Source organism: Pseudomonas sp. C2.3V, assembly GCF_058536325.1.
Genome location: NZ_JBZUBN010000001.1, coordinates 346258 through 365053, shown reverse-complemented (window position 1 = coordinate 365053; position 18796 = coordinate 346258). Strand labels below are relative to the sequence as shown.

Here is an 18796-nt window from a genome sequence, read left to right as displayed (position 1 = left end):
TCTGTCTTGATGGCAGACACAGACCGCGGCAGACGCGATCAGTGCCGTGCCGAACGACGAATCAGTCCAATGACCGGCAACAACCCTACCAGGACCAGCGTAAGAGCCGGCAGCGCCGCACGCGCCCATTCGCCTTCACTGGTCATCTCGAAGATCCGTACAGCCAGTGTATCCCAGCCGAACGGGCGCATTAGCAGCGTGGCGGGCATCTCCTTGAGTACATCCACGAAGACCAACAAGGCAGCCGACAGCGCTCCTGGCGTCAGCAATGGAAGATACACGCGAATGAACAGCCCCAGTCCGCCGATACCCAGGCTTCGGGAAGCCTCCGGCAACGACCGCCGGATACGCGCCAGAGCGGATTCCAGGGGCCCGTAAGCGACTGCCAGAAAGCGGATCAGATAAGCCAGCAGCAGCGCACCCAGACTTCCCAGAAGAAGCGGCTTGCCCGCACCGCCCAGCCATTGAGACATCGGCACGATCAGCTCACGATCCAGCAGACTGAAGGCTAGCATGATAGCCACCGCCAGTACCGAGCCCGGCAGTGCATAGCCCAGGTTGGCGAGCCCGATAGCGGAGCGAACCGTGCGGCGCGGCGCCTGACGACGAGCAAACACCAGCAGCAACCCTACGCCTACGGCCAGCAGCGCGGCAATCAGCCCCAGCCCCAGGCTATGCAGGATCAAACCGACATAGCGCTCATCCAGATCGAAACGGCCACGCTGCCAGAACCAGACGACCAGCTGCACGACCGGAACGGCAAAGGCGCAGGCAAAAACAAGGCTGCACCAGCCCGTGGCAAAGATTGCCTTCCAGCCTGTCAGCCGATACAGCGCGCCGCTACGAGCCCGCTCATTGGCGGGCCGGGCTACGCCACGCAGCCTGCGCTCTCCCAGCAGCACCACACCGACCCCAAGCAGGAGCAGACTGGCCAGCTGGGCCGCGCTGGAGAGGCTGAAAAAGCCATACCACGTCTTGTAGATTGCCGTGGTGAACGTGTCGAAATTGAATACCGAAACGGCACCGAAATCGGCCAGCGTCTCCATGATGGCCAATGCCAGACCAGCACCAATGGCCGGCCAAGCCATCGGTAAGGCTATCCGCCAGAAGGCCTGCCAGGGCGAAAGCCCTAGTGTGCGGGCCGCCTCTGTAAGCCCTCTGCCCTGCGCCAGAAAGGCGCTGCGGGCCAAAAGATACACGTAGGGATAGAACACCAGCACCAGGACGACGATGACACCGCCCGTTGATCGCACTGGTGGAAACCGCAGGCGCATGTGAAACAGCTCGCGCAGAAAGCTCTGTACGGGACCGGAAAAATCCAGCAGCCCCACGAACACAAACGCCAATACATAGGCCGGGATCGCAAAGGGCAACATTAGGGCCCAATCCAGCCAACGCCGGCCTGGAAACTCGCAAAGGCTGGTCAGCCAAGCCAGGCTTACCCCCAACAGTGTGACGCCTACCCCAACGCCAATCAGAAGCGTCACGGTATTGCTTAGCAGGCGGGGCAGCTGCGTGCTCCACAGGTGCGACCAGATCTCGGTATCGATGTGCTGCCAGCTAAGCAGGAGCACGCACAGTGGCATGAGCACCAGGCCTGCTGCCATGAAGGCAATGACATACCAGCGGCGAGCAGCGGAATGAGACACGGGGTATACCTGAAAGCAGTCCAAGGGCGCGCGGTCTAGGCATCGCCTCAGGACGGTATGGCAGTGGATTCGTAACTGACAGGGCTGGGCGCACCGCGTGATAGCGGTGCGCTGGATATCAATTCCAGCCGACGCGGTCCATCATCTTGATGGCTTCTGCCTGACGCCGCCCTGCGACCTCGACAGGAATCGTATCGGCCTTGAACTGGCCCCAGCTGGCAACCTCTGCCGAAGCCGGTACGCTCGGGTTGGCCGGGTACTCCTGGTTGATACCGGCAAACAGTGCCTGTGCGTCTGGGCCGGTCATCCATTCGACCAATGCCTTGGCGGCTTCTGGATGAGGCGCATGCTGCGTCAGGCCAACACCCGACAGATTCACGTGAACGCCACGGTCGTCCTGGTTGGGCCAGAACAGCTTCACGCCCAAATCAGGGTTCTGCTTGTGCATTCGGCCGTAGTAATAGGTATTCACGATACCCACATCGCACTGCCCTGCATCGATAGCCTGCAACACGGCGTTATCGTCCGGGAAAACGCTGGTAGACAGGTTGCGTACCCAGCCCGCCAGGATTTCTTCAGTCTTGGCGGCGCCATGGGCTTCGATCAGGGTAGCCGTCAGCGATTGGTTGTATACCTTCTTGGCGGTACGCAGACACAGGCGGCCCTCCCATTCCGGGCCAGCCAAGGCTTCATAGGTACTCAGCTCGTCCTCGGAAACGCGGTCTGGTGCATAGGCAACGGTGCGCGCCCGGAGCGTGAGCCCTGTCCAGCGCCCCGTCGAGGAGCGGTACTGTGATGGAATGTTCTGGTCAATGATGGCCGACTGCATCGGTTGCAGAATACCCATCTGCTCGGCCTGCCACAGGTTGCCGGCATCGACGGTGATCAGCAGATCGGCTGGCGTGTTGGCACCCTCTGCCTTGATCCTGGCCATCAGGGGCGCTTCCTTGTCGGTGATGAACTTGACGCTTACACCGGTCTGCTGGGTATAGGCATCAAACACAGGCTTGATCAGCTCATCGATTCGCGATGAGTAGACCACCACCTCATCAGCCGCCTGGGTGACCCCAGCCGTTAGCCACACTGCGCACGCAGCAACCACTTTGCGAAACGGCATGTAAAGCACCTCCGTGAAAGACAGGTGCAAATGATAAAGACTCTCGCTTATCGAGCCGTCTCAACAAATGTGTCGAGTTGTGTCATTACCCTCATCAGACACGGGCCAGTGTCGGCAGATCGCCGGTCTGGCCCAATGCCTGACGGACAAAGACAGCCTTCGCCTCAAAGTGATCGTTGACCAGCTTGAGGCCGGTGTTACGCAGCCAGCGCACGGCCAGACTGTCGTTCTGGAACAGGCGCTGAAAGCCCTCCATCGCGCCCATCATGGCAAGGTTATGCGGCATGCGACGGCGCTCATAGCGGCTCAGCACACGCACATCGGCCAAATGTTCGCCCCGCTTGTGCGCATGCAGCAGGACCTCAGCCAGGACAGCGGCGTCCAGAAAGCCCAGATTCACCCCCTGCCCGGCCAACGGGTGAATGACATGGGCGGCATCGCCAATCAGAGCCAGCCCCGGCTCGACATAACGCTTGGCATGGCGCTGGCGCAGCGGAATACAGACGCGCGGATCGGACTGCTCGATCGCGCCCAGTCGGTTTTCAAATGCACGACCCAATGCGGCGCAGAATGCATTGTCATCCATCGCCATCAACCGCTCGCTTTCCTTGGGCGTGCAGGACCAGACGATCGAGCACCAATGTAAGTCCCCCTCGCGATCCAGAGGCAGGAACGCCAGCGGGCCATCGTCCGTAAAGCGTTGCCAGGCGGTTTTCTGGTGGGGATGCGCGCAGCGGACACTGGTCACGATGGCGTTATGCAGATAATCCCACTCCCGCGTCTCGACACCGGCCAGACGCCGTACCGCCGAGTGGGCACCATCCGCCGCAATGACCAGCGAGGTACGGACGGCCTGCCCGCCAGCCAGCTGAATCAGCCAATCGTCACCAGAATGGCGCAACAGCTCCATGCGGGCGTCAGGCATCAGCTGGACACTGGAGGCCTGCAGACGCTCCATCAGCGCATCCTGAATGACACGGTTTTCAATGATGTGTCCCAACACATCGGCATGAACGCTACTGGCGGTGAAATCAATGGCACCGGTGCCTGAGCTGTCCCAGACATGCATGCGTCGATAGGGACTGGTACGGCGAGAGGCAATACCCTCCCAGGCCCCGAGGTTCTGCAGGATACGTCGGCTGGCTTCGGACAAGGCACTGACACGCGCCTCGAAGGGCTGAGCGGAGTCGAAGGGCTTTACCGTCATCGGACCGCGGTCCAGGAGGAGCACCTTCAGGCCGCTGCCCTCCAATGCCAGCGCCAGGGCGCTACCCACCATGCCGGCACCGACAATCGCGATGTCTACTTGGGTTTCCACGGTCAAAGCTCCTTTGCAGCGGTTATGGACCTAACAGGACAGGAATGATCAAAACAGGGCATGGGCCGGACGTGTCCCGAGTCCCATTGCCTGACGGGCAAACGTCCCCTTTGCAGAGGGCCATAGTTCCAGGCCGATCAGCCCGGCATTACGCCCCGCCGCCAGCCACGGATTGCCATTGGAAAACAGCCGCGTTACCTGGTCGGAGAAACCGATGGTCAGCTGCTGATCAAGACGCTGACCCTCCAGGTATTGTTGCAAGGTTGCAAAGTCACCGGGCTTGGCTTCGCTGTTTTCCAGTGCTTCAGCCAACGCGGACACATCCCGTAGCGACAGGTTGAAACCCTGTCCGGCGATCGGATGCAGACTATGGGCGGCATTGCCCAGCACTACAAGGTGCGGCCTTACCTGCTCCTGCGACTTGATCAGGGTCAGCGGATAACTGTGGCGTACGCCTACCTGCCGGAATGTGCCCAGTCGATAGCCGAAAGCCTGTTGCAGCTCAGCCAGAAACGATCGCTCATCGATCGCGGCCAGCCGTTCTGCATCAGCCTGCGGGCGGGTCCAGATCAGGGCGCAGCGGTTTTCAGGTAGCGGCAGCAGGGCCAGCGGCCCGGTATCGGTAAAGCGCTCGAAGGCCCAGCCCTGATGCGGATCACCCGGGGTGATGTTGGCAATCAGGGCCGTCTGGTCATAGGTCGTCTGTTCCACATGAATGCTCAGCTGCTCGCGCAGCGCCGAGCGGCCGCCATCGGCCAGAACCGCCAGATCGCAGGTCAGCTCACTGTCATCATCCAGGGTCAGTGTATAGCCATCCGGCTCTGCAACCAGACGACGAACCTCGGCAGGACAACGCCATTCGATGATGTCACGGTCCAGAGCGTGCCACAGGCAATGCCCCAGCCAGGCATTCTCGATGACGTAGCCCAGCGCATCGACGCGCTGCTCGGCAGCATCCAGGCGCGCTGCACCAAAGCGTCCACGATCCGAGACATGGATGTGTTTGATCGCCTCGGCGCGCTCGGCCAGGGCCTTCCATACGCCCAGCCGTTCGTAAATCAGACGCGAGCCATAGGACAGCGCCGAGGAGCGGGCATCATAGCTGGGCTGAAAGGCATCACCCGGCGCGAAGGGCTCGACCATCACGATCTTCCAACCTCGCGCCTTTGCCAGCTCCTGAAGCGACAGGGCCAGGCTGGCGCCTACCAATCCGCCACCAATGATTGCCACCGTGCAGCGCTGCATGTCTTCTCTCCTTACACGACCGCGTCGGACGCCGAAGCGCCACGGGCATCAGCCATCAATCGTTCAATCTCATCGACCGCCTTGGGTACATGGCGGCTCAAAATTTCGCAGCCGTGGCGGTTGACCACGACATCATCCTCGATACGGACGCCAATGCCCCGCCATTTCTTCGCTACGCGTAGATTGTCTGACGCCACGTAAATGCCCGGCTCAACCGTCATGGTCATGCCCGGCTCCAGCATCCGCCACTGATCACCGATGCGATAGTCGCCAACGTCATGTACATCCAGCCCCAGCCAGTGTCCGGCCCGATGCATGTAAAAATCACGATACGCGCCCTCGTCAATCAGGGTATTGATCTCACCCCGCAACAGGCCAAGATCAACCAGCCCTTCCGTAATGATACGGACCGTGACCTCATGGGCCTCGTCCCAATGGCGCCCGGGCGCGATGCAGGCAAAAGCTGCCTCGTTGGCTGCCAGCACGATCTCGTAGATAGCCTTCTGTTCAGGCGAAAACCGACCATTGACCGGAAAGGTACGGGTAATGTCACTGGCGTAGCAGTCGATCTCGCAGCCGGCGTCGATCAACACCAGATCGCCGTCCTTGAGCAGCGCATCGTTCTGCTGGTAGTGCATGATACAGGCGTTGCGGCCGGAAGCGACGATGGAACCGTAGGCTGGCATCCGCGCCCCGCCCTTGCGAAACGCATAATCAAGCTCCGCCTCCAGATGATACTCCCTGAGCCCCGGCCGACAGGCCTGCATGGCCCGAATATGAGCATCACCCGACACACTTGCCGCTTCACGCATAACCTTGATCTCAGCCGCGGTCTTGAAGAGACGGGCTTCATGCAGGAGAGGATCAAGTGCAATCAGCTCCTTGGGTGGCTGTGCCCCCTGGTTGGCCTTGGCGCGGATCAGGTTGATCCAGTCCAGTAACTGACGATCGAAATCGGGGTTTGAGCCCATGGCGTAATAGACCCGCTCCCGCCCTTCGATCAGCCCCGGCAGGATGTCGTGGATGTCGCTGATGGGAAAGGCATCGTCAGCCCCGTATTGACGAATCGCGCCTTCCTGACCGGCGCGCGGGCCCGTCCACATCTCCTGGACAGGATCCTTCTCCCGGCAGAACAGCACGTACTCACCGTGTTCCCGCCCCGGAATCAACGCCATGACGGCATCCGGCTCGGGAAAGCCGGTCAGGTATTGAAAGTCGCTGTCCTGACGGTAGGCATATTCAATATCGCGGTTACGCACACGCACAGGCGCAGCGGGCAATATCGCAATACTGCCCGCCGCCATCTCGGCCATGAGCGCTCGACGCCGACGGGCGAATTCGGCCTTCGGAATGCGGATCATGCGAACTCCTTAACGGAAAGCTCGCCCTCGCCCGCCGGGTCAATCCTCAATGGATTGAAGGCTTGGGTGCAGGCGAAGGATTCTTGCCGTACTCGCTATAAAGAATGACAGGCGCCACACGAAGATACTCGGTGACCTCCATGTAATCGTTTTCGCCCTCCTCGGACTCCTCGAGCGTGTCCTGCACCTGCGCGATGGCGGCAAGATCCTGCAAAACTTCTTTGGCTTCGTTGGACAGCTCCGCCGTACGACTGGCCAGCCCAAAGCCGGACAGGAAGCCCTGGCACCATTGCGCCATAGCGGCCAGGCGCTCCTTGAGCGGCGCTTCGTCGGTTGGCAGGAGCAGCACGATGGCCACTTCGTTGGTGGCAAATTCCTGCTGTACCATGCCCAGAAGCCCTATCAATGCTGACTTCAGGCGGTCGCTTGGCGCCCCGCCCAGGAGGTCGGTAGCGGCAACGAGCCAGTCGGATTCGTCAAACCCGGCGCCGGCGCAGATACGGCCCATCAGATGGCCATGAAGCTCGGCCGGGGAGACAGGAAGAGCCGCTTCGCTCAATAATTGTGTGAACGCGGCGTATGCAGATGATGTACTCGTCATGGATGGCTATGGTCGTTAGTCGACGTGATGGCTAGAATGAACCTTGTATCCTACGCGTTGACCTTGTTACCGGCCAACCTTGTATAGCTCGGAGCAGCAGCCATCCATGCGCGAGTCCTCGATCGAAAACGATCTCCAAGTACTGACCGATAAAATTGAGCAACTGCTCGAACACATCGAACAGCTTAGGAAAGAGAATCGCCAGCTGCGCGCCCATGAGCGTGGCTGGCGAGAAGAACGCGCCAAGCTAATCGAAAAGAACGATTTGGCTCGACATAAGGTCGAAGCGATGATTTTACGCCTGAAAGCCCTGGAGCAGGACTCATGAGCACCGACACCGTCACCGTCCACATCCTCGACAAGGACTACTGCATCAGCTGTCCACCGGACGAGCGCGCCAATCTTGAAACCACTGCGCGCTACCTCGACGGCAAGATGCGAGAAATCCGTGCCAGCGGCAAAGTGATTGGCGCCGACCGCATTGCGGTCATGGCAGCCCTTAACATCACTCACGACCTGCTGCACCGCCAGGATGGCGTGAACTTCGAAGTCAGCAGCACGCGCGAGCGCGTTCGCGACCTGCTGGACCGTGTCGACCGGGCTCTGACGACAGAGCAGGACGAACGGGGGGTTTGATTCTCGTGGCGAAGGGGTATACTGGACACACTCTCTGGTGTGTTTGCCAGTCGGTCATGTCCCTGAGCCGATAAGCAACACCACGGGGGTCGCTCGCTGGGCTTGTGTGCATGTCCGCACGCCGGAAAGCCTAATGGCCCACGACTTCTCCCACCTTGAACTCTCGGGTTCAAGGGCTACACCGGCAGCGGCATTCCGGGGAGCTACCTTCACTCATGATCAAAGCTTCTGATCATTCTCGTCCGGCCCTGCGCCGAATCCTGCGTCAGAAACGTCGGGCATTGAGCCCTACCGAGCAAAAGCAGGCTGCTCGACAGCTGCATCGTCAGCTCAGCCATCATCCCTTGTTTCGCCGTGCCCGGCAGATTGCCTTTTATCTTCCCAATGACGGTGAAATCGACCCGCGTCCGCTGCTTCGAACAGCCCAGCGCCGCGGCAAGGCCACCTTCCTGCCTGTATTGAGCCGTTGGCCCGCCACGCGTATGCATTTTCAGCGTGTCCGCCCCCACGAGCGCTGGGTGCGCAATCGCTTCAGGATCGTCGAACCCAGACCGAATCGGGTACAGCAGCGCAAACCCTGGACACTCGATCTGATTCTGATGCCATTGGTAGGATTTGACGCACAGGGCGGTCGCCTGGGTATGGGTGGCGGCTTTTATGATCGGAGCCTGGCTTATCTCAAACGTCGCATCGCCTGGCGCTCACCTAAATTGTTAGGATTGGCCCACGAATGTCAGAAGGTGGATCAGCTGGCCCTGGCCAGTTGGGATGTGCCGATGAAGGCAACCGTGACGGATAAGGGATGGTACGGGAAGGAAGAGAAGGCCTGAACCCTGCGCCAGACTACAACGCAGGGTATTCCACAGCGTGTTGCGAAGATTCAGCGGGACACTTGCTGAATCACATGAGCGGACGGTGAATTGTCCTGCTGCTTTTCCCAGAGACTTTGGGTATAGCCTGTCGTCACAACGCCCAAGCTAAACAGCGCGACCAGTACCCAAAGCAAGTCCGGCTTGCGTTTCATCTATGTGCCTACCCCTTCATTGGCATAATTAACGACACCGCCGACCTGTTTATATGCCAGGCCGTACGGCTACTCAAAAACCGCGGCATTCTGCGCTAACCAGTTTTCTGACGCAAACATTGCGTCAACCAACTGTCAGAAAGTCCAGAACCGTTTTGCCAGGAGCAATCTTCGTGCCTTATTGGCTGATGAAATCGGAACCCGATGAGTTTTCCATCCATGATTTGCAACGTCTCGGCAGTGGACGCTGGGATGGCGTTCGTAACTATCAGGCACGCAACTTCATGCGGGCCATGGCTGCCGGGGATCTCTTTCTGTTCTACCACTCCAGCTGCCCCGAACCAGGCGTAGCCGGTATTGGCCGCATAGAAAATGGTTCCTTTCCTGATCCGACCGCGCTGGATCCGAAAAGCCCATACCATTCGTCGAAAGCCACCCTAGAGAAAAACCCCTGGATTGCCCGCGACGTCAGTATTGTCGAGGTATTCGATCAGGTCATTTCACTGGCGCGTCTGCGCGAGGTGGCTGCCCTGAGCAGTTTTGCATTGCTGCAAAAGGGCAGCCGCCTGTCAGTCATGCCAGTAACTGACGAAGAATGGCAGGCCATCCTGGCCTGCCGATGACTTAGGGCTGAACGATCAGGTTGTTGAACAACAGGTCCTCGACCATTGGTTTGCCTTCTTCGCCATTGATGATGTCCTGGACCTGCTTGAGCGCCGCCTGACGCAGCGCTTCACGGGCGTCGGCACCGGTCAGGGTCTCATCGGTCTGCTGCTCGAACAGCATGATGAGCTGATTGCGGATCAAGGGCTCATGAAAGGACACGCGCGCCGAGTCTTCCTTACTCATCGTCATCAGGGCAATATCGGCTTTGTAGTACTTGAGCTTTGGACCAGAGCCGTAATTACCGACCAGCGCGGGCGTCAGGTTGATGTAGTTGGGTTGCGGGGCGCCCTCTTCGGCCTCCTTTTTTTCCTCCGCCCAGGCTGGCAGAGCGAGTGAGAAAGCAAGTACGAACGCAAGCAGGGCTTTCACGGGGCAATTCCTCGAACAAAAAGAGTGGTGCATAGCCAACCGATAGCTATGCCTGTCACAGCTTATCGACTAAACGGTGCATTTCTGAAGCCATAGGATTCAGATGGGCAACCACCCGAATATGACAGACTATAAAAACAGTCTCTTTAGTCGTCGCGGACAGGTTCCGCCCAGGATGGCGCCTTGAAACAACAGGATAGCACCCGCCTCACGCCTGACCTTTCATCAGCAGATGCTCACACCCAACCTCTCCACCTGAGCATGCATCGGCATCGCCGTGTAGGACTGGTACTGGTTGCCGCCTTGTCGATCCTGGCTGGCATGACAGATGCCATTGGCTTCTTGTCGGCTGGTGACTACGTATCCTTCATGAGCGGCAATACGACGCGACTGGCCGTAGCCGTTGCCTTGGGCGACAGCACCACCCTCTTGCGGCTGCTTCTTATTATCGGCCTTTTTATCCTCGGCAATGCACTCGGTATTGTCGTGGTGCGCGTGAGCGGCCGTCGGGCGCTGCCTCTCCAGCTGCTGACATCGGCCTTGTTGGCCGCGGCGGCGGGCTGGTCCACCGGCGGTCTTCCTGGTTCAGTCTTGCCACCTCTTGTAGCCGCCGTGCTCGCCATGGGCATGATCAACGCCGCTGTGGAACAGGTGAACGGGCAGTCTATTGGGCTGACCTATGTCACGGGCGCACTTTCACGACTAGGACGAGGCCTGGGACGCTGGCTGCTGGGTGAGCGCCACTCAGGCTGGCTGATGCAAGCGATTCCGTGGGGCGGCATGCTAGGCGGCGCCATAATGGGCGCATGGCTCCAACACCACCTTGGCCTCAAGGCTCTCTTTGTCAGCAGCGCTTGGGCGGCCCTGATCGGCCTGGCATCCCTGTGGATTCCCAGGCGTTGGCAGTTGCATTACATGCCCAAATAGCCGTTAGGGCGTTACCTCGAAGCGCAAGGTGCCGATCATCTGCCCGTCCTCGGTTATGATCTGTACCTGCCATCGGCCGGCCACATCACTCGGGAAGTTCTGCTTGTGTGTCCAGGCCCGGTAGCCAGCCTCGCGGCCTCCGCTGATCTCGAGTGGGATACGGTCGACCTCATCCCCATTATGCAGCCAGACATGGTAAATCCGCTCACTCAGCCCACGGGGCGCGTTGATGGCCGTATAGGCATAGAGACCTTGTGAACGCAGCTGGACAGCACTGATTTTTTTCAGACTCTTACCCGGTTCGCGCTTGAGGTTGTCAAAGCTGCTGGTAACCGCCACATCGGTCAGCCACAGCGTGGCGGGCGGCACCCAGGTGCGCAGTACCCATCCTAGGCCTCCCACCATCAGGCTCAGACCAAGCACGACAGGCCATTGCCACAGGCGTCGGATCGAGAGCGCCACAAGAATGCTTGGAAACGACAACAATACCGCCACGCCTAATGCCAGCCGGTAGCTCTGCGTGGTGGTCAGTTGCAGGATGATGGGCAGGGACGTAAGCAGAACGGCAAACAACGTCAGCGTGTGATAGCCCAGAAAGATCCAGCGCCGGCTCGACAGCGCTTTGTAGTACAGCGGGTCGACAATCGATACGACAGCCATGGCGGCCAGCAGGCCGGTAAAGATGGCCTGTCCGCTGTTCCAGGTGGTTGTGACAAACAGGAACGGCAGGACAAAGAACAGGCTTTCCTGATGAATCATCTGGGTTGCGTAGCGAAACAGCCCAGGGGGCAGGTTCCAGCCAAACCGCCTAGTCACCCACTGACGCAGCACGTTCTCTACCATCAGCCATAACCAGCTGGCCAACATTACGATGGCCATTACCTTCGCAAAGCCATGCTGGCGATCAACCAGCAAAAAGCTGCACACACCCGAAACAAAGCCTGCCAGGGCAATCAGGCGTGGATAACGGTTGATCAGGACGGTAGCGAGATCAACCAGACGTGATACGTAGCGCTTCCAGGTGGGCATAACGATCAGAACACAGGCGGTTATGGTTGAGACCCATCACGTGCGGTCAAGTGCGGTCCGGCGGGGCAGCATACGCATCCCCTTATAGAACGCCAACCGCGTTCAGTTCACACGTCACAACCTGTGACTGAACGGCCATTAGGACCTGCACGTTCGGAAAACAACATTTTGCGAGCGTTTATTTTCGTTTATCGCACAGCGGTATCGGTCATTTTTCTGAAATGAAACTGTAATATTTGCCCTGCACGTCTCTTCTCATAAAAACAACGATCTTCGGAGCTCAAATGCTTGGTATTTTTCGTCCGGCCCCGCATACGGCGCGCCTGCCTTCCGATCGCATCGATCCTGCTTACAAACGCCTGCGCTGGCAGATCTTTGCCGGTATCTTCATCGGTTATGCCGGGTATTACCTTCTGCGCAAAAACTTTTCTCTGGCGATGCCCTACTTAGTAGAGGAAGGCTACAGCCGAGGAGAGCTGGGTATTGCGTTATCGGCCGTTGCCATCGCCTATGGTCTTTCCAAATTCCTCATGGGCATGGTGTCCGACCGCTCGAATCCCCGCTACTTTCTGCCCTTCGGCCTGCTAGTCTCGGCGGGCGTGATGTTCATTTTCGGTTTCGCACATTGGGCAACCTCAAGCGTGACCATCATGTTCATCCTGCTGTTCATCAATGGTTGGGCGCAGGGGATGGGCTGGCCACCCAGCGGGCGAACCATGGTGCATTGGTGGTCCCAGAAGGAACGCGGCGGCGTGGTCTCGGTCTGGAACGTTGCCCATAACGTAGGCGGTGGTCTGATTGGCCCGCTGTTTCTGCTGGGGCTAGGCTGGTTCAACGATTGGCACTCGGCCTTCTACGTTCCGGCGGCCGTAGCGCTGGGTATTGCAGTTTTCGCGTTCCTGACCATGCGCGATACGCCGCAGTCCTGTGGGTTGCCACCTATCGAGGAATACAAGCAGGACTACCCGGAAGGCTACGACGAGAGCCATGAACGCGAATTCAGTACAAAGGAAATCTTTGTCAAATACGTGCTGAAAAACCGCATGCTCTGGTACATCGCACTGGCCAACGTATTCGTCTATCTGCTGCGTTACGGCGTGCTGGATTGGGCGCCTACCTACCTGAAGGAAGCCAAGCATTTCACGGTGGACAAGTCATCCTGGGCGTACTTTCTGTATGAGTGGGCCGGTATTCCCGGCACGCTGCTGTGCGGCTGGCTATCGGACAAACTGTTCAAGGGCAATCGTGGCGCCACCGGTGTAGTGTTTATGGCTCTGGTGGCAGTCGGCACCGTGGTTTACTGGCTCAACCCGCCAGGTAATCCCATGGTCGATATGTTCGCACTGATCGCCATTGGCTTTCTGATCTACGGCCCGGTGATGCTGATCGGTTTGCAGGCCCTGGAGCTGGTGCCCAAGAAAGCCGCCGGGACGGCTGCCGGCTTTACCGGCCTGTTCGGTTACCTGGGGGGCTCGGTAGCCGCCAACGCACTGGTTGGCTACACGGTGGACCTGTACGGCTGGGACGGCGGCTTCATGCTGCTGGTCGCGTCGTGCGTATTGGCCATTGTGTTCCTGGCCCTGACGCTGCGCCATAAAAACCCGGTACTGAGTTAAGGTAACGGACCGATCCAGCTACGGGCTGGATCGGTCCGGCTTACAACCCCAGCGCCTCTCTTGGCGCGTAGGCGAACACGTCGGCCCGCATTTGGTGAGGATCCATCCCACCTTCGACCAGCGCATCCAATGTGGCATAAACCATGGCAGGCGACCCACTGGCATACACGTGGAGTGACTTCAGATCGGTGAAGTCCTCTCGCACCGCTTCATGCAGAAGGCCGCAACGCCCCTCCCACCCACACAGGTCACTCACTACCTTGTTCAAGTGAAGACGGGGGTCCTGCTCCCACTCTTCCCAATGGGGTAATGCATAGAAGTCATCGGGATGACGCACGCCCCAATACAGGTGCAGGGGTTGATCGAAGCCGCGCGCACGGCAATCCTCGATAAGGCTGTGCATTTGTGCCATTCCCGTTCCGGCCGCGATCAGAACAAGCGGACCTGGAGGCAGATCGGCCAGATGCGCATCGCCAAAAGGCAGCTGGACGCGCACCATGCGTTCTCGCTCAAGCTGCTGAATAATTGCCTGACTGCTCTCTTCACGCGTCAGAATATGCAACTCCAGCTCACGCCCCTGATGCGGTGCGGATGCCAGCGAAAAGGCCGACTGCTTGCCATCGTCCCGCTCAAGCATCAGGTATTGTCCAGCGTGATAGCGCGGGGGCTTGCCTGCTGGAGCCAGCAGCCGGACACGGCGTACATCTCCGCCCACATCCTCACATGCCAGGACCTGACAGGCAAAGGTGCCTACTGGAAGCTCGCCCGGCGCCAACACTCCATCCCAATGCAACTCGCATGTTTCGAGCGGCTCGGCCAGGCAGACGAAAATCTCACCGTGGTCGATGACATCGTTCTGCTGCCTGACCCGCCCTTCGATCAACAAGGCTGCACAGACATGGCAATTACCGTTGCGGCAGCTGTGCGGACACTCATACCCCAGTCTGCGTGCCGCATCCAGGATGCGCTCGCCAGGTAACGTCTCGAGTACCGCCCCAGAGGGACGTAACGTGACCTTCATCTCAGGACGCCTTGTGAATGGAAGTGGTTGTCTGGGGATAGCTCTGCACGAATCCCATACCTGCAAATTCCTCTGTATGCATAGGGTTCGACGCACAATGTGCGCAACTTATCCCCGTCGGGCCAACAGTATCCATCAATCGATCCCCAGGCTGGACCAGATCTCATCGACCCGCTTGACCACGGCTTCGTCCTTGACGATAGCCCGCCCCCATTCCCGATTGGTCTCTCCGGGCCACTTGTTGGTGGCATCCAACCCCATCTTCGAGCCCAGGCCCGAAATCGGTGAAGCGAAATCCAGATAGTCGATAGGCGTATTGTCGATCATCACGGTGTCGCGCTTGGGGTCCATGCGGGTCGTGATAGCCCAGATCACATCGTTCCAGTCCCGAGCGTTGATGTCATCATCGGTCACGATCACGAACTTGGTGTACATGAACTGGCGCAGGAAGCTCCAGACGCCCAGCATCACCCGCTTGGCATGGCCGGGGTACTGCTTTTTCATGGTCACTACCGCCATACGGTAGGAGCATCCTTCAGGCGGCAGGTAGAAATCGACGATCTCGGGAAATTGCTTTTGCAGGATCGGCACGAACACTTCGTTCAATGCCACACCAAGAATGGCCGGCTCATCCGGCGGACGTCCGGTATAGGTACTGTGGTAGATCGCGTCACGGCGGCGAGTGATACGCTCGACGGTAAACACTGGGAAGCGGTCTACTTCATTGTAATAGCCGGTATGGTCACCGTAAGGCCCCTCATCAGCCATCTCGCCGGGATAGATGAAGCCTTCCAGAATGATCTCGGCGCTGGCCGGCACCTGCAGATCGCTGCCGATGCATTTCACCAGCTCGGTACGGCTGCCACGCAGAAGGCCAGCAAATGCATATTCGGACAGCGTATCCGGAACCGGCGTAACAGCGCCCAGAATCGTTGCCGGATCTGCACCCAGGGCTACCGCCACGGGATAGGGCTTGCCTGGATACTTGGCGCACCATTCACGAAAATCCAGGGCGCCGCCACGATGGCTAAGCCAGCGCATGATGACCTTGTTGCGACCAATGACCTGCTGGCGGTAGATACCCAGGTTCTGCCGTTCCTTGTTCGGTCCCTTGGTAACGGTCAGGCCCCAAGTGATCAACGGACCGACATCGCCCGGCCAGCAGTGCTGGATCGGCAAGCGGGACAGATCAACCGCCTCGCCCTCTTCGATCACCTCATGGCAAGGGGCATCCTTCATCACCTTGGGCGCCATGCTGATGACCTTCTTGTAGATCGGCAGCTTTGACCAGGCATCCTTCAATCCCTTGGGCGGCTCCGGCTCCTTCAGAAATGCCAGCAGCTTGCCAATCTCGCGCAGTTCACCGACATCTTCTGCACCCATGCCCATCGCAACCCGCTCAGGTGTGCCAAACAGGTTGCCTAGCACAGGCATGTCGTATCCGGTCGGATTTTCGAACAGCAGAGCCGGCCCCTTGCGACGCAGGGTACGGTCACACACTTCGGTCATTTCGAGGTTGGGCGAGACGGGGGTCTGGATGCGCTTCAGCTCGCCACGCTGTTCCAGGCCGCGGATGAAGTCGCGAAGGTCGCGGTATTGCATAGCGGGAGGTATCTCGGCAGAGAATGAAGCGGAAAGTGTACCGCTCCTGGCCCCCTTTTCGAAAACGAAAAGCCTGCCCGGGATGTAAAAAGGCCGGGAAACCCCGGCCTTTTCAGTCTTACTTGCGCTTCATCGAGTCGAAGAACTCGTCGTTGGTCTTGGTCTGACGCAACTTGTCGAGCAGGAACTCGATGGCACCGATCTCTTCCATCGGATGCAGGATCTTGCGCAGAATCCAGATGCGCTGCAGCTCTTCCTCACCGGTCAGCAACTCTTCGCGGCGGGTGCCGGAACGGTTGATGTTGATGGCGGGGAATACGCGCTTCTCGGAGATCTTGCGATCCAGCTGAAGCTCCATGTTACCGGTACCCTTGAATTCTTCGTAGATGACTTCGTCCATCTTCGAGCCGGTATCGACCAGAGCTGTTGCCAGAATGGTCAGGCTACCGCCTTCTTCGATGTTACGTGCCGCACCGAAGAAACGCTTGGGCTTTTCGAGCGCATGGGCGTCCACACCACCGGTCAGTACCTTGCCGGAGCTCGGGATCACGGTGTTGTAGGCACGTGCCAGACGGGTAATGGAGTCCAACAGGATCACCACGTCTTTCTTGTGCTCGACCAGACGCTTGGCCTTCTCGATTACCATTTCAGCAACCTGTACGTGGCGGGTTGGCGGCTCGTCAAAGGTGGACGCCACTACTTCGCCGCGCACGGTACGCTGCATTTCGGTTACTTCTTCCGGGCGCTCGTCGATCAACAGAACGATCAGGTGGCACTCGGGGTTGTTACGGGTGATGTTGCTGGCGATGTTCTGCAGCATCAGCGTCTTGCCCGCTTTCGGCGGAGCGACGATCAGACCACGCTGGCCCTTGCCAATCGGCGCACACAGGTCGATCACTCGGCCGGTGAGGTCTTCGGTGGAACCATTACCGGCTTCCATCGTCAGGCGCTTGTTGGGGAACAGCGGCGTCAGGTTTTCGAACAGGATCTTGTTCTTCGCATTCTCGGGTCGATCATAGTTGATGGTATCGACCTTGAGCAGCGCGAAGTAACGCTCGCCTTCTTTCGGCGGGCGAATCTTGCCGATGATGGTATCACCGGTGCGCAGATTGAAACGGCGGATCTGACTGGGAGAGACGTAGATATCGTCGGGGCCGGCCAGGTAGGAGGAGTCCGCACTACGCAGGAAGCCGAAGCCATCCTGCAGAATCTCCAGCACGCCATCACCGGAAATCTCTTCACCGCTTTTTGCGTGTTTTTTCAGCAGAGAGAAAATCACGTCCTGCTTGCGGGAGCGAGCCATGTTTTCCAGGCCCATGGCTTCCGCCATTTCCAACAGTTCCGTGATTGGCTTTTGCTTGAGTTCGGTAAGGTTCATAGACGTTGCTAACTGAGAAAAGGAGGGAGTAAGAATCTTTTTGGCTTGAGAGGCCTCGCCGCGGCTAACGACAGAATCGCGTTGGTTATTCTAGTAAGAGAATCGGCGAAGGCATGCAGAGGGCGACACGCGCTTGTGTCGTTGCGAGATCGAATGTAGCACCCTGCTAGACAGGACGTCTAGTGCTAAATAACAAAAAGCCCCGCTAAACGCAGGGCCTTTGATCGAGAGCAATAAAATCAGATATTGCTATCGAGGAATGCCGCCAGCTGGGATTTGGACAACGCACCCACCTTGGTGGCTTCAACGGAGCCGTTCTTGAACAGCATCAGCGTCGGGATACCGCGTACGCCATACTTCGGCGGGGTGTCCTGGTTTTCATCAATGTTGAGTTTGCAAACCTTAAGCTTGCCCTGATAGTCCTTGGCGATTTCATCCAGAACCGGCGCAATCATTTTGCAGGGACCACACCATTCGGCCCAGTAGTCGACCAGCACGGGACCGTCAGCCTTGAGCACGTCCTGCTCGAAGCTGGCATCGCTGACGTTGGTGATGTATTCGCTCATGGACTTTCTCCGAATTCGGAAACGACAAAAAAAGAACGACCACTATAGCCCTGCCAGCGCTTAACAGGAAGGCACAAGCCATTAAGTCTCTTTATTGGGACAACTAAAGCCTCTCAATTACACCATTTGGCAGACCGCCGGAAAATCAGCGGGCTGCCTGTACGAATACGCCTTGTTTTGCCCTTATCAGTGAAGCTGCGCACTAGAACGGAGCAGCATGCCTCATCCGCATGGTCTCAACATCGACACGGCACAGCGGGTGCCGAGAAGCTGGATACCAGACTCGTGCTGGTGCCAATAACCAGCACCAATCGTATTCCTTTTAAAATCAAGGCAAGGTTGATTAAGTGATTTTCAGCCTAGGCAAGAATCCTTAACAGAAAGCAGCGGGTACAGGATGGCATGACACTGATCATGATGCCTCATGAGACGCGCTTTGCCCGCCAAGCGGGCGATGTGCAGGTGTTCATGCATCAAGGCAAGGTGCATGAACTGGGCAATCCCAAGAAAATATTCGCTAACCCGGGACGCCGGAGCTGGCACAGTTCATCGGTTCGGTTCATTGATCCAGGCCACAGCCCATCGATTGAAACAGTCTGACTGCACGTTGAGGTTTGGCAGACCTCTTCGATCGTGGCACGATTGTCGACGTTTATGTATGAGACCGTCAG

General features: G+C 58.5%; 19 protein-coding genes, 1 other RNA gene and 1 pseudogene. 8 read left to right on the top strand and 13 right to left on the bottom strand.

Annotation, left to right across the window (positions count from 1 at the left end; genetic code table 11):
- Positions 1–38: 38 nt before the first annotated feature.
- From AC4LF3_RS01800 to AC4LF3_RS01775, 6 genes are all read right to left on the bottom strand, one after another.
- Positions 39–1649 (bottom strand): ABC transporter permease, encoded by a 1611-nt coding sequence (locus tag AC4LF3_RS01800; RefSeq protein ID WP_491834682.1) that lies wholly within the window; start codon positions 1647–1649, stop codon positions 39–41.
- Between the two features lie 118 nt (positions 1650–1767).
- Positions 1768–2766 (bottom strand): extracellular solute-binding protein, encoded by a 999-nt coding sequence (locus AC4LF3_RS01795; protein ID WP_286787097.1) that lies wholly within the window; start codon positions 2764–2766, stop codon positions 1768–1770.
- 94 nt (positions 2767–2860) lie between these two features.
- Positions 2861–4084, bottom strand: a complete 1224-nt coding sequence (locus tag AC4LF3_RS01790; RefSeq protein WP_491834681.1) for a 2-octaprenyl-3-methyl-6-methoxy-1,4-benzoquinol hydroxylase — start codon at positions 4082–4084, stop codon at positions 2861–2863.
- Positions 4085–4132: 48 nt separating this feature from the next.
- On the bottom strand, positions 4133–5329 hold the full coding sequence (ubiH, locus tag AC4LF3_RS01785; RefSeq protein ID WP_491834680.1) for a 2-octaprenyl-6-methoxyphenyl hydroxylase: 1197 nt from the start codon (positions 5327–5329) through the stop codon (positions 4133–4135).
- 11 nt (positions 5330–5340) lie between these two features.
- A complete protein-coding gene (gene pepP / locus AC4LF3_RS01780) occupies positions 5341–6690 on the bottom strand; it encodes a Xaa-Pro aminopeptidase (RefSeq protein WP_491834679.1) in 1350 nt (449 codons plus the stop codon).
- A gap of 46 nt (positions 6691–6736) precedes the next feature.
- On the bottom strand, positions 6737–7291 hold the full coding sequence (locus AC4LF3_RS01775) for a UPF0149 family protein (RefSeq protein WP_073450029.1): 555 nt from the start codon (positions 7289–7291) through the stop codon (positions 6737–6739).
- A gap of 106 nt (positions 7292–7397) precedes the next feature.
- Here AC4LF3_RS01775 and AC4LF3_RS01770 point away from each other — a divergent pair, with 106 nt between their 5' ends.
- From AC4LF3_RS01770 to AC4LF3_RS01755, 4 genes are all read left to right on the top strand, one after another.
- The gene (locus AC4LF3_RS01770; protein WP_010796707.1) at positions 7398–7619 is read left to right on the top strand and encodes a TIGR02449 family protein; all 222 of its coding nucleotides are present in this window, start codon (positions 7398–7400) and stop codon (positions 7617–7619) included.
- Positions 7616–7927 (top strand): cell division protein ZapA, encoded by a 312-nt coding sequence (locus AC4LF3_RS01765; protein WP_010796706.1) that lies wholly within the window; start codon positions 7616–7618, stop codon positions 7925–7927. Before AC4LF3_RS01770 ends, AC4LF3_RS01765 begins: the two co-directional genes overlap by 4 nt.
- Positions 7928–7955: 28 nt before the next feature.
- Positions 7956–8133: non-coding RNA, 6S RNA (ssrS, locus tag AC4LF3_RS01760), on the top strand.
- 9 nt (positions 8134–8142) lie between these two features.
- The gene (locus tag AC4LF3_RS01755) at positions 8143–8757 is read left to right on the top strand and encodes a 5-formyltetrahydrofolate cyclo-ligase (protein ID WP_074821567.1); all 615 of its coding nucleotides are present in this window, start codon (positions 8143–8145) and stop codon (positions 8755–8757) included.
- Between the two features lie 50 nt (positions 8758–8807).
- Here the strand turns inward: AC4LF3_RS01755 and AC4LF3_RS01750 are convergent, their stop codons facing one another.
- Positions 8808–8951 carry a hypothetical protein gene (locus AC4LF3_RS01750; RefSeq protein ID WP_010796704.1) on the bottom strand — a complete coding sequence of 48 codons (144 nt, stop codon included), beginning with the start codon at positions 8949–8951 and terminating at the stop codon, positions 8808–8810.
- 188 nt (positions 8952–9139) lie between these two features.
- On the opposite strand from AC4LF3_RS01750, the gene AC4LF3_RS01745 reads away from it, so the two are divergent.
- Positions 9140–9574: an EVE domain-containing protein gene (locus AC4LF3_RS01745; protein WP_491836235.1), complete on the top strand. Its 435-nt coding sequence runs from the start codon at positions 9140–9142 to the stop codon at positions 9572–9574.
- A 1-nt stretch (position 9575) separates the two neighbouring features.
- On the opposite strand, the gene AC4LF3_RS01740 is transcribed toward AC4LF3_RS01745, so the two are convergent.
- Complete coding sequence (locus AC4LF3_RS01740; RefSeq protein ID WP_010796702.1) at positions 9576–9986, bottom strand: flagellar basal body-associated FliL family protein; 411 nt, start codon at positions 9984–9986, stop codon at positions 9576–9578.
- Between the two features lie 261 nt (positions 9987–10247).
- Here AC4LF3_RS01740 and AC4LF3_RS01735 point away from each other — a divergent pair, with 261 nt between their 5' ends.
- Entirely contained in the window at positions 10248–10913 is a 666-nt protein-coding gene (locus AC4LF3_RS01735; protein ID WP_491836234.1) for a YoaK family protein, read from the top strand.
- A gap of 3 nt (positions 10914–10916) precedes the next feature.
- Here the strand turns inward: AC4LF3_RS01735 and AC4LF3_RS01730 are convergent, their stop codons facing one another.
- Positions 10917–11942 (bottom strand): DUF5924 family protein, encoded by a 1026-nt coding sequence (locus tag AC4LF3_RS01730; protein ID WP_073450033.1) that lies wholly within the window; start codon positions 11940–11942, stop codon positions 10917–10919.
- 284 nt (positions 11943–12226) lie between these two features.
- Here AC4LF3_RS01730 and glpT point away from each other — a divergent pair, with 284 nt between their 5' ends.
- Entirely contained in the window at positions 12227–13558 is a 1332-nt protein-coding gene (gene glpT / locus AC4LF3_RS01725) for a glycerol-3-phosphate transporter (RefSeq protein ID WP_491834678.1), read from the top strand.
- A gap of 40 nt (positions 13559–13598) precedes the next feature.
- On the opposite strand, the gene AC4LF3_RS01720 is transcribed toward glpT, so the two are convergent.
- From AC4LF3_RS01720 to trxA, 4 genes are all read right to left on the bottom strand, one after another.
- Positions 13599–14579: a CDP-6-deoxy-delta-3,4-glucoseen reductase gene (locus AC4LF3_RS01720; protein ID WP_010796697.1), complete on the bottom strand. Its 981-nt coding sequence runs from the start codon at positions 14577–14579 to the stop codon at positions 13599–13601.
- Between the two features lie 135 nt (positions 14580–14714).
- Positions 14715–16181: a 4-hydroxy-3-polyprenylbenzoate decarboxylase gene (gene ubiD / locus AC4LF3_RS01715; RefSeq protein WP_010796696.1), complete on the bottom strand. Its 1467-nt coding sequence runs from the start codon at positions 16179–16181 to the stop codon at positions 14715–14717.
- Between the two features lie 118 nt (positions 16182–16299).
- On the bottom strand, positions 16300–17559 hold the full coding sequence (gene rho, locus AC4LF3_RS01710; protein WP_010796695.1) for a transcription termination factor Rho: 1260 nt from the start codon (positions 17557–17559) through the stop codon (positions 16300–16302).
- A 239-nt stretch (positions 17560–17798) separates the two neighbouring features.
- Positions 17799–18125 (bottom strand): thioredoxin TrxA, encoded by a 327-nt coding sequence (gene trxA / locus AC4LF3_RS01705; protein ID WP_010796694.1) that lies wholly within the window; start codon positions 18123–18125, stop codon positions 17799–17801.
- Positions 18126–18506: 381 nt separating this feature from the next.
- Here trxA and AC4LF3_RS01700 point away from each other — a divergent pair.
- Positions 18507–18691, top strand: a pseudogene (locus AC4LF3_RS01700) (amino acid ABC transporter ATP-binding protein); the annotation flags it as partial.
- Between the last annotated feature and the right edge of the window lie 105 nt (positions 18692–18796).